General features: G+C 71.7%; 17 protein-coding genes and 1 tRNA gene. 12 read left to right on the top strand and 6 right to left on the bottom strand.

All coding sequences use genetic code 11. From position 1 onward, the window contains the following. The first annotated feature begins 31 nt into the window (after positions 1-31). The gene (locus tag BM286_RS09160) at positions 32-232 is read left to right on the top strand and encodes a hypothetical protein (protein ID WP_092921240.1); all 201 of its coding nucleotides are present in this window, start codon (positions 32-34) and stop codon (positions 230-232) included. 82 nt (positions 233-314) lie between these two features. Here BM286_RS09160 and BM286_RS09165 read toward each other — a convergent pair whose 3' ends face one another. Both BM286_RS09165 and BM286_RS09170 read right to left on the bottom strand, forming a co-directional pair. Beyond that, positions 315-1,247, bottom strand: a complete 933-nt coding sequence (locus BM286_RS09165; RefSeq protein WP_092921241.1) for an iron-sulfur cluster assembly protein — start codon at positions 1,245-1,247, stop codon at positions 315-317. Further along, a complete protein-coding gene (locus tag BM286_RS09170; RefSeq protein WP_092921242.1) occupies positions 1,247-2,308 on the bottom strand; it encodes an amidohydrolase family protein in 1,062 nt (353 codons plus the stop codon). Before BM286_RS09170 ends, BM286_RS09165 begins: the two co-directional genes overlap by 1 nt. Positions 2,309-2,441: 133 nt before the next feature. On the opposite strand from BM286_RS09170, the gene BM286_RS09175 reads away from it, so the two are divergent. The 3 genes from BM286_RS09175 to BM286_RS09185 all read left to right on the top strand — a co-directional run bounded on the left by BM286_RS09175 (position 2,442) and on the right by BM286_RS09185 (position 5,410). Further along, on the top strand, positions 2,442-3,482 hold the full coding sequence (locus BM286_RS09175; RefSeq protein WP_092921243.1) for an NAD(P)-dependent alcohol dehydrogenase: 1,041 nt from the start codon (positions 2,442-2,444) through the stop codon (positions 3,480-3,482). 241 nt (positions 3,483-3,723) lie between these two features. Further along, a complete protein-coding gene (locus tag BM286_RS09180) occupies positions 3,724-4,206 on the top strand; it encodes a hypothetical protein (RefSeq protein WP_092921244.1) in 483 nt (160 codons plus the stop codon). 22 nt (positions 4,207-4,228) lie between these two features. Next, positions 4,229-5,410 (top strand): thiamine pyrophosphate-dependent dehydrogenase E1 component subunit alpha, encoded by a 1,182-nt coding sequence (locus BM286_RS09185; protein ID WP_092921245.1) that lies wholly within the window; start codon positions 4,229-4,231, stop codon positions 5,408-5,410. A 151-nt stretch (positions 5,411-5,561) separates the two neighbouring features. Here BM286_RS09185 and BM286_RS09190 read toward each other — a convergent pair whose 3' ends face one another. Continuing rightward, positions 5,562-6,878, bottom strand: coding sequence for an NAD(P)/FAD-dependent oxidoreductase (locus BM286_RS09190; protein WP_092921246.1), 1,317 nt, complete (start codon positions 6,876-6,878; stop codon positions 5,562-5,564). A 316-nt stretch (positions 6,879-7,194) separates the two neighbouring features. Between BM286_RS09190 and BM286_RS09195 the strand changes: the two genes are divergently transcribed. Continuing rightward, positions 7,195-8,442 carry a pyridoxal-phosphate dependent enzyme gene (locus BM286_RS09195; RefSeq protein ID WP_092921247.1) on the top strand — a complete coding sequence of 416 codons (1,248 nt, stop codon included), beginning with the start codon at positions 7,195-7,197 and terminating at the stop codon, positions 8,440-8,442. Between the two features lie 48 nt (positions 8,443-8,490). On the opposite strand, the gene BM286_RS09200 is transcribed toward BM286_RS09195, so the two are convergent. Beyond that, entirely contained in the window at positions 8,491-9,720 is a 1,230-nt protein-coding gene (locus tag BM286_RS09200) for a PGF-CTERM-anchored ABC transporter substrate-binding protein (protein ID WP_092921248.1), read from the bottom strand. A gap of 62 nt (positions 9,721-9,782) precedes the next feature. Between BM286_RS09200 and btuC the strand changes: the two genes are divergently transcribed. The 7 genes from btuC to BM286_RS15205 all read left to right on the top strand — a co-directional run bounded on the left by btuC (position 9,783) and on the right by BM286_RS15205 (position 14,934). Next, the gene (gene btuC, locus BM286_RS09205; protein WP_092921249.1) at positions 9,783-10,949 is read left to right on the top strand and encodes a vitamin B12 ABC transporter permease BtuC; all 1,167 of its coding nucleotides are present in this window, start codon (positions 9,783-9,785) and stop codon (positions 10,947-10,949) included. Next, entirely contained in the window at positions 10,946-12,229 is a 1,284-nt protein-coding gene (locus tag BM286_RS09210) for an ATP-binding cassette domain-containing protein (RefSeq protein ID WP_092921250.1), read from the top strand. The genes btuC and BM286_RS09210 overlap by 4 nt, the downstream gene beginning before the upstream one ends. Positions 12,230-12,296: 67 nt before the next feature. After that, positions 12,297-13,292 (top strand): class I SAM-dependent methyltransferase, encoded by a 996-nt coding sequence (locus BM286_RS09215; RefSeq protein ID WP_092921251.1) that lies wholly within the window; start codon positions 12,297-12,299, stop codon positions 13,290-13,292. 83 nt (positions 13,293-13,375) lie between these two features. After that, positions 13,376-13,597: a hypothetical protein gene (locus tag BM286_RS09220; protein ID WP_092921252.1), complete on the top strand. Its 222-nt coding sequence runs from the start codon at positions 13,376-13,378 to the stop codon at positions 13,595-13,597. Further along, positions 13,584-13,973 (top strand): peptide ABC transporter ATP-binding protein, encoded by a 390-nt coding sequence (locus BM286_RS09225; RefSeq protein WP_092921253.1) that lies wholly within the window; start codon positions 13,584-13,586, stop codon positions 13,971-13,973. Before BM286_RS09220 ends, BM286_RS09225 begins: the two co-directional genes overlap by 14 nt. Positions 13,974-14,556: 583 nt before the next feature. Then, positions 14,557-14,629 (top strand) — tRNA-Thr (locus BM286_RS09230). 173 nt (positions 14,630-14,802) lie between these two features. Next, positions 14,803-14,934, top strand: coding sequence for a rubrerythrin-like domain-containing protein (locus BM286_RS15205; RefSeq protein ID WP_137694416.1), 132 nt, complete (start codon positions 14,803-14,805; stop codon positions 14,932-14,934). 39 nt (positions 14,935-14,973) lie between these two features. Here the strand turns inward: BM286_RS15205 and BM286_RS09235 are convergent, their stop codons facing one another. Both BM286_RS09235 and BM286_RS09240 read right to left on the bottom strand, forming a co-directional pair. Next, positions 14,974-16,188 (bottom strand): helix-turn-helix transcriptional regulator, encoded by a 1,215-nt coding sequence (locus BM286_RS09235; RefSeq protein WP_092921254.1) that lies wholly within the window; start codon positions 16,186-16,188, stop codon positions 14,974-14,976. A gap of 108 nt (positions 16,189-16,296) precedes the next feature. Continuing rightward, the gene (locus BM286_RS09240) at positions 16,297-17,367 is read right to left on the bottom strand and encodes a hypothetical protein (protein WP_092921255.1); all 1,071 of its coding nucleotides are present in this window, start codon (positions 17,365-17,367) and stop codon (positions 16,297-16,299) included. Positions 17,368-17,429 lie beyond the last annotated feature (62 nt).

Here is a 17,429-nt window from a genome sequence, read left to right on the forward strand (position 1 = left end):
CGCTTTTGCCCTCTCGTGAGTACTGTGACCCATGAACACGGAAAACGCCTGTCTCGGCTGCGGCGAGCCGTTCGACTGGGGGGAAAGCGAGTGTCCGGCGTGCGGCTGGGACCGCGACGAGTGGGCCGCGAGCGGTCGACACGGACTGGAGAGGGAGGGGCACGGCGAGCCAGAGACGGACGGCCGGTCGGAAGGCGGCGGGGGGCTCGGCGGACTCGGACCGATCCGCTGAGGCGGGAAACCGCGACGGAGGGAGAGGAACGAGACCGAGGGCGCGGAACGCGACAGCGGACGAGGCGGGGGCCGACCGCGAGTCAGTCGTTGCTGCCGAGCGTCCACGTCGAGGTGAACTCGTCGACGTCGCCGTCGTACGCCGAGGGACCGTCGCCCGACTGGTCGACGTACGACGCGCCGGACCCGTCCGGGCCGTCGGGCCCGTGGCGCGCCCGGTGAAGCGCGTCGCAGACGGCGCCCTGTCCGCCCATGTTCACGCTCGCCAGCCGGGAGCGCTTCTGGACCACGTCGAGTCGCTCGGCCGGGATCGGGTCGCCCTCCGGCGTCAGGAACAGCGTGTCGTCGGGCTCCGTCACGTGGCCGCTCGTCTCGACGCGGTCGAGGTAGTCGGCGACCGGTTCGGCGTCGACGACGACCGCGAGGCCGTCGAGCGAGACGTGCGCCTCGTCGCCGGCGACCTCGACCTCCGAGCGTTCGAGGGCGACGACCTGTTCGGGGTCGACGCCGGCGTCGAGCAGCTCGCTGACCGCCTCGCGCTGCGTCGAGACCCGAGCCTTGTCGGCGATGGCCGCACGCACCGCCGCCACGCCGCCGTCCGCGTCCGGGAACGTCTCCCCGAAGGTGTCGCGCGCGTTCACGCCGGTCGTGATCTCCTCGCCGTGCATGTGGTCGCACAGCTCGATCCGGGCCTCCCGCACCCAGTCGAGCGCCTCGACCTCGTCGCGGGCGTCGGTGGCCATCATCCACGCGAACGCGGGCGAACACCACGCGGTCGGAAGCGTGAATCGGACCTCGACGCGGTCGCCGTCGACCTCGATCGCGTCGACGTAGTCGAGTTCGACGATCGAGCGGGCGAGCTCCGGGTCCTCGACGCGGTCCAGTCGGTCCCTGACCGTCGACGTTCCGTCCGGATCTCCGCTCGGGTCGTCCGTCGAGTCGCCGGCGTCGCCGGTCATGTCGCTCGCGGCGTCGCCGCCGGGACCGCTCGTCGGGCCTGCGCTGCTCCCCGACATCAGTCCGCCGCGGCCCCCGCGTCGCCGCCGTAGTGGGACTCGAGATCGAACCGCTCGGTGACCTCGTCGTCGCGGAACTGGCGCTTCTTCTCCTCGATGTCGATGTCGTACAGCTCCGCGGCGTTCTCGCCCATGACCTTCTTCATGGTGTCGACGTCGAGTTCGACCCCGTACTCGTCTCGCTGCTCGTCCGTGAGCTCCGCGTTCAGCACCTGCTCGACGAGCCAGTCGGGGTTCCACAGCGCGTAGTCGGAGCCGAACAGGACGCGGTCCTCGCCGAGCCAGTAGAGCAGTTCGCCCATGATCTCGCCGAACTTCCGCGGGCGGTTCGTCGACATCGCGGAGGCGACCGCGAGCCCGCCGTACACGTTCGGCTCCTGGGCGGCGATCCAGCAGAAGTCGTCGAGCCGCGGGAGCCCGACGTGGTTGACGATGAAGTTGAGCTCCGGGAACGACGAGGCGGCGTCGTCGATGTCCTTCACGTCGAACGCGTCGCGGTTAAGCGGGCGGATCGTCGGCCCCTTGTGGGCGTTGATGTTCTCGATGCCGAGGTCGGCGCACTTCTCGAGGAACTCGAAGGCCTCGTCGCTGTCGAGGCGCCACCCCTTCGACTCGCCGCGCCACTCGGCGGTGTACAGCTTCACGCCGGGGATGTCGTACTCCGCTTTGAGGTGTTCGAGGTAGCGCAGACCCTCCTCCCCGTCGCGCGGGTCGAAGCTCCCGTTCAAGACGAACCGCTCCGGATACTCCTCGGCGAGCTCGGCGTTCTGCTCTGTCGTGTTGAACCCCTCGTCGTAGAAGTCGTCGAGGTACGTGGGCTGGAAGATCGCCATGTCGGCGGCCGCGTTGCCGAACAGGTCCTCGGTCATCTTGTCGGCGCCGTAGTGCCGATAGGTGTCGATGTCCCACTGCTCCTCCTCCGGGGTGAACCCGGTGTGGTAGTCGTAGAAGCACTGGAGGAACTGTTCGCCCCCCTCGTGGATGATGTTCTCCTCCCGCGCGTCCCACAGGTGAACGTGGCCGTCGATGACGAAGATCTCCTCGCCGTCCATCTCGTACATACGAGTTACTCTGTGACGTGTTTACATATAACTATAAGGATCGTTCAGGTAAATTACCTGTTCGTTTCCCGTTTACCTCGCTACTGACACCAGAACGAACGTTTATGACATAGGCTGCGAGAGAGTACGTCACATGCGAGCTGCCAGACTCCACGAGTACACCGACGACATGAGCGAGGGGCTCAGCATCGACGAGGTCGACCGACCGGCGGCGACGGGGCCGGACGACGTGATCGTCGAGGTCGAGGGCGCGGGGTGGTGCCAGACGGACAACCACATCATCGAGGGGATGTGGACCGAGTACGTCCCGCAGGAGCTCCCCTTGACCTTGGGCCACGAGAACGCCGGTACCGTCGTCGAGACGGGGGATAACGTCGACCTGGTCTCGCCGGGCGACCCGGTGATCTGCCACCCGGTCCAGACCTGCGGGACGTGTCGCCCGTGCCGGCTCGGCGAGACGATGTACTGCGAGAACGACGCGTTCAACGGGCTCACCACCGACGGCGGCTTCGCCGAGTACCTCCACACCAGCGAGCGCTCGGTGATCCCGCTCCCGTCGGGCGTCGAGCCGATCGACATCGCGCCTCACGCCGACGCCGGGATCACCGCGTACCACGCCGCGAAGAAGGCGGTCGCCGACCTGAACCCGGGCGACCACGCCGTCGTCATCGGCGTCGGCGGCCTCGGCCACATCGGCCTCCAGTGCCTCGACGCGATGAGCGCGGCCCGGATCACCGCGGTCGATCTGAAGGACTCGGCGCTCAACCTGGCGGAGGGGTACGGCGCCGACCACCTGATAAATCCGGGCGAGGAGGACGTCGCGGCCGAGATCGAGGGGATAACGGACGGCACCGGCGCGGCGCAGGTGCTCGACTTCGTCGGCGAGGACGTGACGACCTCGTACGCCCCCGAGATCACCGCCGCCGGCGGCGACCACCACATCATCGGCTACGGCGGCCACGTCCACGAGCCGTCGCAGGCGCTGGTGAACGGCGAGTTCTCCTTCGTCGGCAACATCGTCGGCCGGTACGCCGAGCTCCAGGAGCTCGTCGCGCTCGTCGAGCAGGGCGACGTCGACCTCCACACCAGCCGCTACGACCTCGGCGAGATCAACACGGTCGCCGAGAAGCTCGAACACCGCGAGATCGACGGGCGCGCCGTCATCACGCCCTGACGGGTCTCCACCCCCCTGACGGGCCTCCGACCGACGAACCGTGGCCCGGCTCACGGGAGGGTTTCGGTGTTCGTCCCGAATCAGCGGACCGCGGACCGCAGAGCCCGCTTCACAACGATCCGAGGGTCCGTCACCGGCGGATCCGCCGTCGCGCGTTCCGGGTGGTCGGTGAGTGATCGGAGACGCAAACCGGCGTTTCATTCACGGTAAAGCCTTTATCCCGCGTTCGTGACTTCCGGGTATGGATCGATACCTCCCGCCCGAGTTGGGGCTCTCGTCCCCGGAGAGGTGGGCGCTGTTCGCCGGCGGCTACGCGTTCGCCTGCGGCGCGGTCACCGCCGGCCTGCTCTCGACCGTCCTCGGCCTCTTCGCCGAGGTTGTCGGCCTCTCGCCGTCGTTCCCGGTCCCGCTCCTCGCGGCGCCGGCGCTCCTCGTCGGCACCGCGGTCTGGTGGCTGCTCGTCGAGCGCCGCGCGACGTACACGTACCCGGCCGGCGTCGCGTTCGGAGCGCTCACGGCGCTCGGCACCGGCCTCTGCTGGATCGCGTGGTTCCTCGTCGTCTGGAGCGTCGACCTGCTCGTCGCGGGGCCCACCCCGATCCTCGTCGGCCTCGTGATCGGACTGACGACGGCCGCCGGCGCGCTGATCGGCCCCCCGATAACCTTCCTCCGCCGCCGGAGCCGAGCGGGCTCGGACGCCGGCGCGACCGCTAACTCCTTGTGACCGCGGCCCACACCGATCGCCCATGAACGAGAACGGCGGCGACGCGGGCGCGTCCGGCCGCGACGACGCGACCGACCCCCTCGCCGGCGAGGACCTCTACCGCGTGCTCGGGCCGGACGGCAGCCCCCTGCCGGACGCGACGGTCCCGGACCTCTCCGACGAGGAGTTCCGCGCGATCTACCGGGACCTCGTCGTCACGCGCCGGTTCGACGAACGCGCGGTGAGCCTCCAGCGGCAGGGACGGATCGGGACGTACGCGCCCTGCGCGGGCCAGGAGGGGTCCGCGGTCGGCTCGACGCACGCGCTCGCGGACCGGGACCTGATCAGCTACCAGTACCGCGAACACGGCGCGGTCGTCGTCCGCGACCTCCTCTCGGAGTACCTCCCGTACTGGATGGGTCACGAGTCCGGGACGGAGGCGATCGCCGACGGCAATGTCTTCCCGCTCAACATCGGGATCGCGGCGCACCTCCCGCACGCGGTCGGCGCCGCGTGGGCGTTCGACTACCGCGACGAGGACCGCGTCGTCGCCGCGCACTTCGGCGACGGCGCGACCAGCGAGGGCGACTTCCACGAGGCGATGAACTTCGCGGGCGTGTTCGACACGCCGACGTTGTTCTGCTGTCACAACAACGGCTGGGCCATCTCGATCCCCGAATCCCGCCAGACCGCGAGCGACACGTTCGCGCGGAAGGCGACCGCCTACGGCTTCGACGGCGTCCGCGTCGACGGGATGGACCCCCTCGCGAGCTACGCGGTCACCCGAGAGGCTGCGGAGCGGGCGCGAGGCGGCGCCGAGTCGGACGCCGTCCCCGACCCGTCCGAGACCGACGACGCCCCCCGTCCGAGCCTCGTCGAGTTCGTCGAGTACCGGTTCGGCGCGCACACGACCGCGGACGACCCGAGCGCCTACCGCGATCCCGACGACGTGGAGCCGTGGCGCGCGCTCGATCCCCTCGACCGGATGGAGGCGTTCCTCCGGGAGACGGGCCGGATCGACGACGAGGGCGTCGCGGCGGTTCACGACGAGGCCGACGACGTCGTCGCCGACGCGATCGATTTCGCGGAGTCGGTCGAGCCCGACCCCGCCGACATGTTCGAGCACGCGTACGCCGAGCTCCCGCCCGAGGTCCGCCGCCAGCGCGACGAACTGCTCGCGGCCGTCGAGGAGCACGGCGAGGACGCGTTTCTGCGGGAAGAATAACTAACTGGAAACGAGTAGACGTACTTAGACGATGGATCCGATGGACCGCCTCCGTGCGATCAAGCGAGTTCTTCGCGACCGAGACGTCGACCTCGATCGCATGCGACGCGAGTCGAAGTCGGACTGGGAGTCCGGGCGCGACGACGATCGGTTATAAATACTCCGCCGCCGCGTCCGCCGCCTTCCGCCCGCTCTCTAACGCGCCCTGGATCGACGACCACTCCGTGTAGTCGCCGGCGAGCGCCACTGGTCCCTCCGGGTCGTCGGGATCCGGGAGGTCGGCGTGGACGCCCGGCGGCTGTGCGAACTGCGCGAACCGGATCCGGTGGATGTCGAGCGTCTCCAGCCCGGAGAAGTCGCGTTCGGGGAACCACGCGTCGAGGGCGTCGCGGACGTCGTCGCGGAGGTCTTCGTCGGGCCGGTCCAGCGCGTCCTCGCCGAGGAACGTCGCCGCGAGCAGCGCGCGGCCGTCCGGCGCGTACTCGGGCGCGACCTCGGACATCGGCACGACGGCGTTCGGGGACTCGCTCGCGGCGTTGAGCAGGATGCGATCGCCGGTCTCGAACGACTCCCCCGCGGGGAGCGCGTACCAGCCGGTGACGTTCGGGACGCCCTCCGTGGGAACCGACTCGACGCCGGTGAGCCGCCGGGCCTCGGGCGGCGAGGCCGCGACGACGACGGCGTCCGTCTCGCGGGTCGCGCCGTCCGCGAGTTCGACGGTCGCGCCGTCGGCGGAGCCGGACCGGAAGGGGATCCGCCCGCCGCCCGCGATCCGGACCGATTCGACGTCCTCGCCGGTCTCGATCGTCACGCCCGCCTCGCGGGCGCGGTCGGCGAGCGCGGCGGGGAGCGCGGCCATCCCCGCGGCGGGGACGCCGATGGAGCCGCGCCCCATCGCGCGGAACGTGTACTCGAAGACGTGCTTCGAGGTCGAGAGGGTGCGGTCGAGGGTGATCCCGCCGTAAAAGGGCTCCACGAAGTTCTCGACGTAGTCCTCGGCGAATCCCCAGTCGCGAAGGTACTCGCGGATCGACGCGTCCGGGCCGGCGAAGAACTCGTCCGCGTCGCGGTTCGCGAGGTCGTACCGGAGCGCGAGCGTCCGGAGCTTGTCAGAGAGGGAGACCTCGTCGTTCAGGAGCGAGGGGAGCGCGGCGCGCGGGTCCCGGAGCGGGTCACCGAGGGTCGAGCGCGAGCCCGGTCGGCAGATCGTCGCGCCGGGCGCGAACGTCCGCAGGTCGAGGTCGTCGAGCCCGTCGGCGCCCAGTTCGCGCTCGACGGCGGGGTAGCCCGAGAAGAGGACCTGGAAGCCGCGGTCGAGGGTGAACCCGTCGACCGTCTCCGTGCGTACCCGGCCGCCGACCTCGGGCCGTCGCTCGTACAGCGTCACGTCCGCGCCCGACTCGGCGAGCCGCGTCGCCGCGACGAGCCCCGCCAGCCCGCCGCCGACGACCGTGGCGTCTCCGTTCATAGGTGCGGTTTCGGGTCGCGGGATTATAAGCGGCGGCGAGTCGATACGAGTCGCTTTCGCTCTCGTGAACGCCTGCGCCCGCCTCCCGGCTGCCCCTTCGAGTCCCGCCCCGCACGGCACCGCAGCCTCACGCCTCCCCAGCCTCGTCGGTGGTCCTCCGCGTTGCTCCGAACCACCGACTCCCTCGCACGCGCTGTCTCGCGGCCGCCGAGGGCGGCCGCTCGAAGGCGCGCGCCGCCGCACCGCCGGCGGTCCATCCTCCCGCGACTCGCGTCCGAGTGCGAAGCGATTAGTCGCCGCCGCCACACGGTTCGGTATGGAGACGACCGAGACCACGCCGGCGTTTCGCGGGCTGAAGAGTCGGGCGTCGGGACGCGTTCACGAGACCGCCGACGCGGCGGCGATCGACGACGACGAGCGGGCGCGGGGGCTCGACCCGACCTACGACTACGACGCGGTCGACCCGGACGACCTGTTCGACCCGGCGGCTCGTGGCGGGAGCGGGGACGCTCGCGCGGCGCCCGCGACCGCCCGCGGCCACTGGCGCTTCGACGCGCTGCTCCCGTTCCCGGCCGCGGACGCGCTCACCGCCGGCGAGGGCGGGACGCCGCTCGTGGCCACCGACCGCCTCGCCGACGAGCTCGACGTGGCATCGGTGTACGTCAAAGACGAGGGCCGGAACCCCACCGGGACCGTCCTCGACCGCGGTCTCTCGCTCGCGATGACCGCGGTGGCGGGACGGGTCGCGGACGGCGCCGACGTCGAGCCGCTCGTCTGCGCGAGCCCCGGAAACGCCGGCCAGTCGATGGCGGCGTACGCGGGCCGAGCGGACCTGCGCTCGTACGCGTTCGTCCCCTCGCGGTGCGCCTTCTCGAACAAGGCGATGACGAACGTCCACGGCGGCGAGATGCGCGTGGTCGGCGGGCGCTTCCCGGACGCGGCCGAAGCGGTCGACGAGCAGTTGGAGACCGACTACACCGACCTCGGGGAGTTCGTCACCCCGTACCGCCACGAGGGCGCCAAGACCGTCGCGTTCGAGCTCGTCGCGGACCTCGGTGACGCCCCCGACGTCGTCGTCGTCCCGACCGGGTCCGGCGAGGTCGTCGCCGGCGTCCGCAAGGGGTTCGTCGAGCTCGACCGGGTCGGTGCGATCGACGGGACTCCGAAGGTCGTCGCGGCGCAGGCGTCCGGCTGCGCCCCGATCGCGGCCGCGGTCGAGCGCGGCCTCGACGAGCCCGAGCCGTGGGAGACGCCGGACACGATCTGCGGCGAACTGGAGATCCCCGACCCGGCTGGCGGCGCCGCGGCCGTTGAGGCGGTCACGGAGAGCGGCGGGACCGCGGTCGGCGTCGACGACGAGGACATCCTCGCGAGCGCGACCGCCGTGGCGCAGAACGAGGTCGTCGAGATGGGCGCCACCGGCGGCGCGGCCCCCGCCGGGGCGTGGGCGCTCGCGGAGGACGGCTTCTTCGACGGCGACGAGACCGTCGTGCTGCTCAACAGCGACGCCGGACTGAAGACGCCGGACGTCCTGCGCAGCCACCTGATGGGTCAGGGAATCTGAGCCGGAACGTCGGTCAGCGGTCGGTGCGACTCGCGCGCTCCTCGCCGGTCACTCGCGCCGCGCGAGCAGCCCGGTCGCGAGCAGCGCGAGGGCGGCCGCGACGACGCCGAAGCCGGGCGACTCCGCGCCCGTCTCTCCGGCGCTTCCGTCGCTCTCGTTCCCGTCCGCGGCGGTCAGATCCGTTTCGTTCCCGTCCGCGCCGTCGGTCGACGAGCCGTCGTCCGCGCCGTCGGTCGCGGTACCGTTGCCCGACGAATCGCCGTCGTCCGCGCCGTCCGTCGACTCGCCGCCCTCGCTCCGGAGTTCGACCACCGCGTTCGACAGCGTCGTCGTCGACTCGATCACGCTGCGCGGCGCCGGCTGGTTGAGGTAGTTCACGTTCATGACCACGTAGCTGTCCTCGGTGCCCGCGGTCGTGCTGGCGTACGGTTCGGTGTCGAGGATCGCCGCTTCGGGGTCGGTGACGAGGATCAGTTCCGGGTTCGCTTCGAGGATGACCTCGTCGGAGAGCTGCGGGTACCCCGATCCGACGTCGGCGGCGACGTTCTCGGTCCCGCCGACGGTCATGATCGCGTCGATGAAGGTGTTGTTCGCCGCGACGTAGCCGCCGCCGAGCGGGTACAGCGCAGCTGGGCGGTCGACGCCGCTCGTCCGCTCCTCCGCGGCCTCGACCGCGTCGTACATCTCCTCGTTGGTCTCCGCGGCGGCGTCGCACGCCCCCACGAGCCGACCGATCGTCTCCGTCTTCTCGGCGATGTCGTCGATCGAGGTGGCCGCGGGGAAGTGGTACACCGTCAGCCCCTGCTCGCGGAGCGGCTCGACGTCGGCCGCCGAGGAGTTCGGCGCCAGCACGAGGTCGGGCTCGGTGGCGACGACGCGCTCGACGCTCGCGCCGAACGAGGCGGAGACGTTCGCGCGCTCCTCGGCGCCGTCGAGGTAGGTGGCGAACCGGCTCACGCCGACGACCCGGTCCTGTGCGCCCAGCTCCCACAGCGTCTGCGCGGCCGAGGGGTTGATCGTCGTGATCCGCTCGGGGCGCTCCTCCAGCGTCACCGTGGTCCCGGTGGCGTCGGTCGCGCTGACCGGGAAGCCGCAGGCGCCGTCAGTCTGCGCGGGGCCGCCCCCCGTCGCGCCCGCGGCTCCGACCGCCGGCTGCGCGCCCGCGGTCGGTCCGTCGATCGATATCGTCGGCTGTGCGCCCGCGGCAGTCCCGGCGACGCCGCCGATCAGGGCGGTCGTCACCAGCACGGCCATCGCGATCGCGAAGCTGTTTCGCATCGCATCCACGACCGGGCTCGTCCAATAAGTATTTACCTACTACAAGTTGTGTTGGAGTACGGATGCGTCCCTGGGTGCGGTCGGCGGGCTGGTCGGCGGCGATAGCCGCGCTGCTCGCGGTCGTCGTCGTCGTCAGCGCCGCGATCGGACCGGTCCGAATCCCACCCGAGACCGTCGTGAAATCGGTGTTGAACGCCTTTTCCGTGCCGTCGGGAATTGAGACGACCGCGAGCGGCGTCGGCCCGCTGCCGGTCCCCGGCGTCGGGCCGCTCACGCTCCCGGGACTCGGCCTCGCGTTCGCGTCGCCGTTCGCGTTCCCCGTCGACGCCGTCCACCAGCAGATCGTCGTGGGGGTGCGGCTCCCGCGGATCCTGCTCGCCGCGCTCGTCGGGTTCGCGCTCGCGGCCGCCGGCACGGTGATGCAGGGCTTCTTCCGCAATCCGATGGCGGACCCGTCGATCATCGGCGTCTCCTCGGGGGCCGCGGTCGGCGCGGTCGCGTTCATCGTCTTCCCCGTCGCGCTCTCGACGACCGTCGCCGTCCCCCTCCTCGGCGCCGTCGAGGTCTCGCTCTCGCGCGGCGCGGGGACCAGCCTCTTCGCGTTCGCCGGCGCGCTCGTCGCCGCCTTCGGCGTGTACGCCATCGCGACCCGTCACGGTCGGACGCCCGTCGCCACCCTGCTCTTGGCCGGCGTCGCGGTCCAGACGTTCCTCGGCGCGGTGGTCTCGTACCTCCAGCTACAGGCCGGCGAGTCGCTCCGGCAGATCGTCGCGTGGCTGATGGGCCACCTCTCGGGCGCGGCGTGGAGCGAGGTCGCCGTCACCGCCGCCGTCGTGCCGCCGCTGTTCGCCGTGTTGCTCGCGTACGCCCGCGACCTCAACGTCCTCCTGCTCGGCGAGGAGGAGGCCCGCGGGCTGGGTATCGCGGTGGAGCGCACGAAGCGGATCCTGCTCGCGGCCTCGGCGCTCGTCACGGCCGCCGGCGTCGCGTTCGCCGGCGTGATCGGGTTCGTCGGCCTCATCGTCCCGCACATGCTCCGGCTCGTCGTCGGCCCCGACCACCGAGTGCTCCTCCCGACCGCGGCGCTCGCGGGCGGCACCTTCCTCGTCGCGGCCGACACGGTCGCGCGCTCGGCGCCAGCCGAGTACCCGGTCGGCATCATCACCGCCGCGGTCGGCGCGCCCTTCTTCGTCTACCTGCTCGTGACCCGGGAGGTGACGGAGCTGTGAGCGCGGACCGCTCCGACGACGAGGCTCCCTCGGCCGCCGCGGCCGACCCCGAGTCGCTCCCCGACACGTCGCTCTCGTTCGGTGACGAACCGCTCCTGTCGGCGTCGGACGTCGCCGTCTCGTTCGACGACGTCGACGTCGTCTCCGGCGTCGACCTCCGGGTCGAGCCCGGCTCGCTCGTCGGCCTCGTCGGCCCCAACGGCGCCGGCAAGACCACGGTGCTGCGCGCGGTCACCGGCGCGGTCGAGCCGGACGCGGGAACGGTCCGGATCGGGGGCGAGCGGGCGTCGTCGCTGTCGCCCCGCGAGGTCGGGCGCCGCGTCGCGAGCGTCCCGCAGACGACGAACCTGGCGTTCGACTTCCCCGTGCGACACGTCGTCGAGATGGGGCGAACGCCGCACCTCGGTCGCCTCGACGCGCACGGGGTCGAGGACGACGACGCGGTCAACGCCGCGATGACCGCGGCCGACGTCGAGCGCTTGGCGGACCGGTCGATCACGGCGGTCTCGGGCGGTGAGCGCCAGCGCGTGCTGCTCGCGCGGGCGCTGGCGCAGGCGGCCCCGCTCCTCCTCCTGGACGAGCCGACCGCCAGCCTCGACGTGAACCACGCGGTCGAGACCCTCGAACTGGTCCGCGAGTTCGTCGACGACGGCGAACGCGGTGCGATCGCCGCGATCCACGACCTGGACGCGGCCGCGAGGTACTGCGACGAGGTCGTCGTCCTCGCGAACGGCGGCGTCCGGGCGGCCGGCCCGCCGGAGTCGGTGCTGTCGGCGTCCGCGGTCGGCGCCGCCTTCGACGCGGAGGCGTTCGTCGGTCGCAACCCGGCGACCGGGACGCCCGCGGTGACGGCGTTCCCGCACAGCGACGTCGAACCACGGCGGGTTCACGTGATCGGCACGGGGCGCCCGGCCGCGCGCGTCGTCGCCCGGTTGGCCGCCGCGGGCCACGAGCCGTCGGTCGGGGTGATCCCGGAGGGCGATGCGGCCGCCGGCGCCGCCGCGGACGCGGGCGCGACGGCGGTGACGGCGCCGCCGTTCGAGGGACCGACCCCGGAGACGACTGCCGCGGCCCGCGACCTCGCCGCCGAGGCGGACGCGACGCTCGCGGTCGGGACCGCCGGGGGCGAGTCCGTGATCGCGGGCGGCCCGAAGGCGGGCGGCCCGAACGCGGACGTAGCGGCGGCCGCGGACCGCCTCGTTCCCGTTCCGGCGGACGTCGACGACGCGAAACTGCTCGACGCGGTCGGGGCCGCGGCCGCGACCGCGGACCGAGGGTGACCCGCCGAGTTCCGCGCGCCATCCGCGAAGCGTCACCGTTTATTCGCTCGCCCCCCTCCGTCCGACGATGAGCGTTCCCTGCGTCGCCGTCGCCCGCGAGCGCGGCGAGACCGTTCGGAGCCGGCTCGCCGACGCCGACGCCCTCGACGGCGACCACCAGATCGCGGTCGACGACGACACGATATACATCCCCGTGGTCGGCCGCGACCGAGTCCCCGCCGACCTCGCGGACCGGATCGTCGCCCGCGACGCGGCGGCGCGGGACCGCCCCACGGCGCCCGCGGAGATCCTCGGCTACGAGCCCTCGCTCGAACGGCTGGGGGGTATCGTCATAATCGACGAGGACGACGACGAGCGCGCCCGCGAGATAGCCGACGCCGTGATGGCGGCCGACCTCCCCTGCGAGACCGTCCTCAACCGCGCGTCGCCGATCGAGGGCGAACTCCGGGTCCGCGAGTGGGACGTGCTGGCCGGGAACGGGACCGAGACCGTCCACCGCGAGTACGGCCACGAGTTCGCGCTCGACGTCGCGGCGGTCTACTTCTCGCCGCGGCTCGCGACCGAGCGCCACCGCGTGGTCGAGCAGGTCGAATCGGGGGAGTCGGCGGTCGACATGTTCGCCGGCGTGGGGCCCTACGCGATCCCGTTGGCGTCCCGCGGCGCCGACGTGGTCGCCTGCGACCTCAACGAGCGCGCGGTCGAGTACCTCCGCGAGAACGCCGAGCGCAACGGCGTCGCGGACCGCGTCACCGCGATCGCCGGCGACGCCCGCGACCTCGCGGACTCGCACGCCGGGACCGCAGACCGCCTGGTGATGAACCTCCCGCACTCCGCCGAGGAGTTCTTGGAGGCCGCGGTCGCGCTCGCGGGCGACGACTGCGCGGTCCACTACTACGACATCCAACACGAGGACGACCCGTTCGGCCCGGGCCGGCGCGCGATCGAGGCGGCCGCGGGCGACGCCTACGCCGTCGACGTCGAGACCGAGCGCGTCGTCAGGTCGTACGCCCCTCACGAGTACAACGTCTGTCTCGACGTCCGGCTGACGCGCGTCGACGACTGAGCCCGCCGCCGGGCGCCCGGGGGCGCTCGGACAGACACGTCAGGGGAGTAACTTATGAGTGATGCTCACTAACGTCTCATGGCATGAGTGACGCCGCAGACCCCGAGGAGCGCATCGACGAGACGACCACCTGGCCGGAGCTGGCGATCGGACTGTACGACCGACTGACCGGACGGGACGCGGAGATACACTACCAGTTCGAGGACATGACCGTCGAGGTGCCGAGCGGCACGGGCGACGACGCCGAACACGCCGAGTGGCGCATCGACGGCGGGGTCCGGGTCACCACGAGTGAGCGGGAGTGAGTCGGGGCGGCGGCTCACGGTCGAGACCGAGGACCTGACGCTGTCGACGGGCGGGGCGGAGGCCGAAGTCCACGCGACGGACCGCCGGGTGTTCGTCGAGGTCGACAGCGCTCGCGACGCCCTCCGCATCGCCCGGCGACTCCCGGACGAGTCCGTCTCGAACCTCGCGGTCGCGGAGCTGGTTCGCGGCGGGCTCACCGCCGAGGTCAGGGTCCGCGGCCGAACGGTTGCGGTGGCGGGCGCTGACGCGCGCCCCGGTCCGCTCTCTCACCGCCTCGGCGTCGCGCCCGCCGAGGTCCGGCTCGCGGGGCTCGTCGGCGCCGGCTACGGCGGCCTCTCCGCGGCGGCGCGCCGGACGCGGCGGCTGTTCGCGTAGTTCGCGTCTCGCGCGCCGACGCTCGGATGCGCCGAGCGGTCCGGCCGCTCGCGAGGAGGCGTCGAGACAGCGAGAACGCCGCGCCGCCCGAGGGGGTCGGGGCGGCGCGGCCGTGGCCCGTCACATGACAAGCGGTCGCGGCGGCGGTCTCGGACCAGAGGCGATTCTGCGCTTGGCGCGTCGGAGACGCGTTTCACACGGTAGCCGCGACGGAACGCCGATCGGGATGACGGCCGCGCCGAGTCGTCGTGGGGGTGACGACCGGCGGGACCTTCGCCGCCCGGCACGGGCTTCGACCGGGCACGCACCGCCGAGGGATTCGATCCCCGCCGTCTCGGCACGCGGGCGGTGTCATCACGCTCAGATTGAAGTCCGAACACGTATTTAGTCTTTTTCCTTATATAGTTGTGTTGTCTCCCGATTTCTTGTGTGTCTCATGATAGTATTCGAGGGTATCAGAGACGTATGTCTGATTAATATCGGAATAATTCACCGGTTCTAGCGAGCGACTGGAGGCGCCGAATCGCCGCTCCGTCACCGTTTCGGAACCCTTATTTTTCCGTCCGGGAATTGAAGCATGCGTGCCGGAGTAGCTCAGCTGGCAGAGCGATTCCTTCGTAAGGAATAGGTCGAGGGTTCAAATCCCTCCTCCGGCTCTTTTCACCGACCGCCGCCGAACCGAGGAGCCTCGACTCGGGCGCCGTCGCACTCCCGTCTTTCCCCGATCGACTACGTCCGATCGTTCGGTCACCGGAACTCGATATAGTATTCATATTATCCAAATAATATTAGGAATGTGATTATCTACCACGGGAGCGTGTGTAGATATATGCGACCAAAATACGACTGTGACGGCGAAGAAGTGTACGAGTGTTTCGAATGCGGTCGTCGGACCGGCTCGCCGGGCGAGTGCGAATGCGGGGGTGAACTCCACCACCTCGGGCGCTCGCGGGACCTGTGACCGGCGGACTCGACCGACCTCGGACGGTCGTCGGTTCGGTCAGTTGTCCCCGGTAGCGTCGGCCTCGTCGCTCCCGTCGTCGGAGTCTCTCTCGGCTCCCTCGCCGTCGCCCGCGTCCGCCTCGGGGTCGTAGCCGGGGAGCGAGAGGACGTTCTCGCGGCCCAGTCGGAACCCGTCGAGGTCGCCCTCGTCGCGGAGTCCGGTCACCACCTGGCTCGTCTTCGCGGCGGTCCAGTCCAACTCCTCGGCCACCCGCTTCTGTTTCATCCGCCCGCCCCGCGACTCGATCAGCCGAAGCACCTGTTCCTCGTTGCTCAACAGGTCGCTGTCGACGGGCGGCGTCTCGGCCGACCCGCGCTCCGATTCGCCGCCGTCCGCGTCGCCGCCGTCGCGCTCCGCCCCGTCGCTCGCGGCCGCGCCGACGGTCGCCGCGTCCGCCGCCTCGCCCGCGGTCGCCTCGCTCTCGGTCGCCGTCTCTTCGCTCCCGGCCGCGACGACTCCCGCGCCCGCGTCGTCCTCGTCGCCCCGCCGACGATACGCGACGGCCCCCCCGGCGACGACGAGCAGGCCGAAGAGCGCGACCGCTCCGGCGGTCGGCAGCCCGGAGAGCGGGCCCGCGGGGGCGACCGTGAGCCGCGGCTGCCCGGCCGAGAAGTCGACCGGGCCGTTCCAGACGACGGACTGCTCGCGCACCTCGTCCGGGTCCGGCGTCGTCTCTTCCAGGCGGTACCCCTCGGGCCACGAGACGATGAGCGACGAGGAGCCGTCTAAGAACAGCCCGCCGACCGCGTCGCCGACCCGGAGTCGGTCGCCGTCGACGGCGGCGAAGTTCGTCCACTCGAACCGATAGGTCAACACGCCGTACGCCTGGGGGAGCTCGCGGCGCTCGGCGGTCACGGTCACGTTCGACACCGTCATGTTTCGGCCCGTTGCCGACTCGGCGGTCGCCGCGGTCGAGACCATCCGCTCGCGGAAGCGGCTCGTGTACGCGTCGGTGTCGCTCTCGACGTCCGCGCGGAGTCCCTCGAACGCCCGTTCCTCCTCGTCGGTTGCGAGTCGGATCCGGTACTCCACGGTCCACTGCGCGTCGCCGTCCGGTTGGACCGCGACCGCCAGCGACACGTCGTCCGGTTCGACGTCCATCTGCGCGAAGCCGCCCTCGAACGGGACCGCGCCCGCGCCGCCGGCACCGAGCGCGAGACCGGCGACTCCGAGGAGGGCGACGACGACGAGGAGAACCGACGCTCGCTGCACGGATCACGTCACGCGGAGAGCCGATAAATTCCTTCTCATCCGCGACGGCTCCGATACCCCGGCGCGGGTCGAACTGCGCCGCGTTCCGAGCCCACCGCGCGGCATCGCTCACCCACCGAGTCGCGGCCCGGCGTCGCCGTTCGAGCCGTTCCCCTCGGAACGGTCACCGCCCGGACCGCCCGGACCGGTCTCCCCGTCGGCGTCGTCTCCGGAGTCGGGCGGGGCGCCCGTCGACGCGTTTCCGGAATCGTCGTCGGTCGCGGTACCGTTTCCGGGCGGGTCAGACGAGTCGGAGCCGTCCGCGGTATCGGTCTCCGAGCCGTTTTCGGCACTCTCTCCGGCGGGACCGTTCGGTCCGGGGACGCCGCTCGATCCGTTCCCGGGGCCCGTCTCCGACGGTCCCGTCGACCCGTTTCCCGAACCGGCGCTGGGCGTACCGGCTGCTCCGGCTCCCGGCGGTCCGACCGATCCGTTCCCGGGGCCACCCCCGGACGAGCCGTTCTCGGGTGGGCCGGCGTCGCCCGGCGGTCCGCGCTCGGTCCCGTTCCCTGGCGGCCCGCGCCGTCCGGGTCCGATCGGCCCCCCGACGCCCCCGCCGGCAACGCTGCGGGCGATTGCGGCGACCTCGGGGCCGCTGAGCTCGTTCGCGCGCTCGCGTAGCGCCGCCAACCGCTCGGGGTCGACGCCGCGCTCGTCCCGGACGGCGGCCGGGAGCGACGCGACGACGCTCGCGCTCCGGTTCAGCGTCCGGGAGAGCGTCTCGATCCGCGCGGTCGTCCTCGCCATCCGGGCGGCGTACTCGCCCCGGCTCAGCTCGCCGGCCTCGCGCCGCTCGCGGAGCTCCTGCTGCCGCTGCTCCAGCTCCGCGAGGCGCTCTTCGGTTCGGTTCAGCCGGTCCGCGACGACGTCGGCGCGGCTCTCGTTGGTCTCGGACCGTCTGAGCGCCACCTCGAAGGCGCGCGACTCGACTTCTCCCTCGATTTCGGCGCCCTGAACCCCGACGACGCCGGCGAGACGCTCACCGGGACTGAGGTCGAGCGAGGCGTTCGCGCCGCTCCCGTTCGTCGTCGTCGGGTCGAGCTGTGCGGTCACCGTTCCCGCCGGTGCGCCGGCGACGGCGACGGCGATCACCGCCGCGGCGACGGCCGCCGCGAGGAGACTCGCGATCCATCGGTTCATCACCAGTCCGTACGCGTCCCTCACCTATATATCCGGAACTCCGTTAAGCCGGATCAACGCGG

The organism is Halorubrum sodomense (assembly GCF_900111935.1).
GTDB lineage: Archaea > Halobacteriota > Halobacteria > Halobacteriales > Haloferacaceae > Halorubrum > Halorubrum sodomense.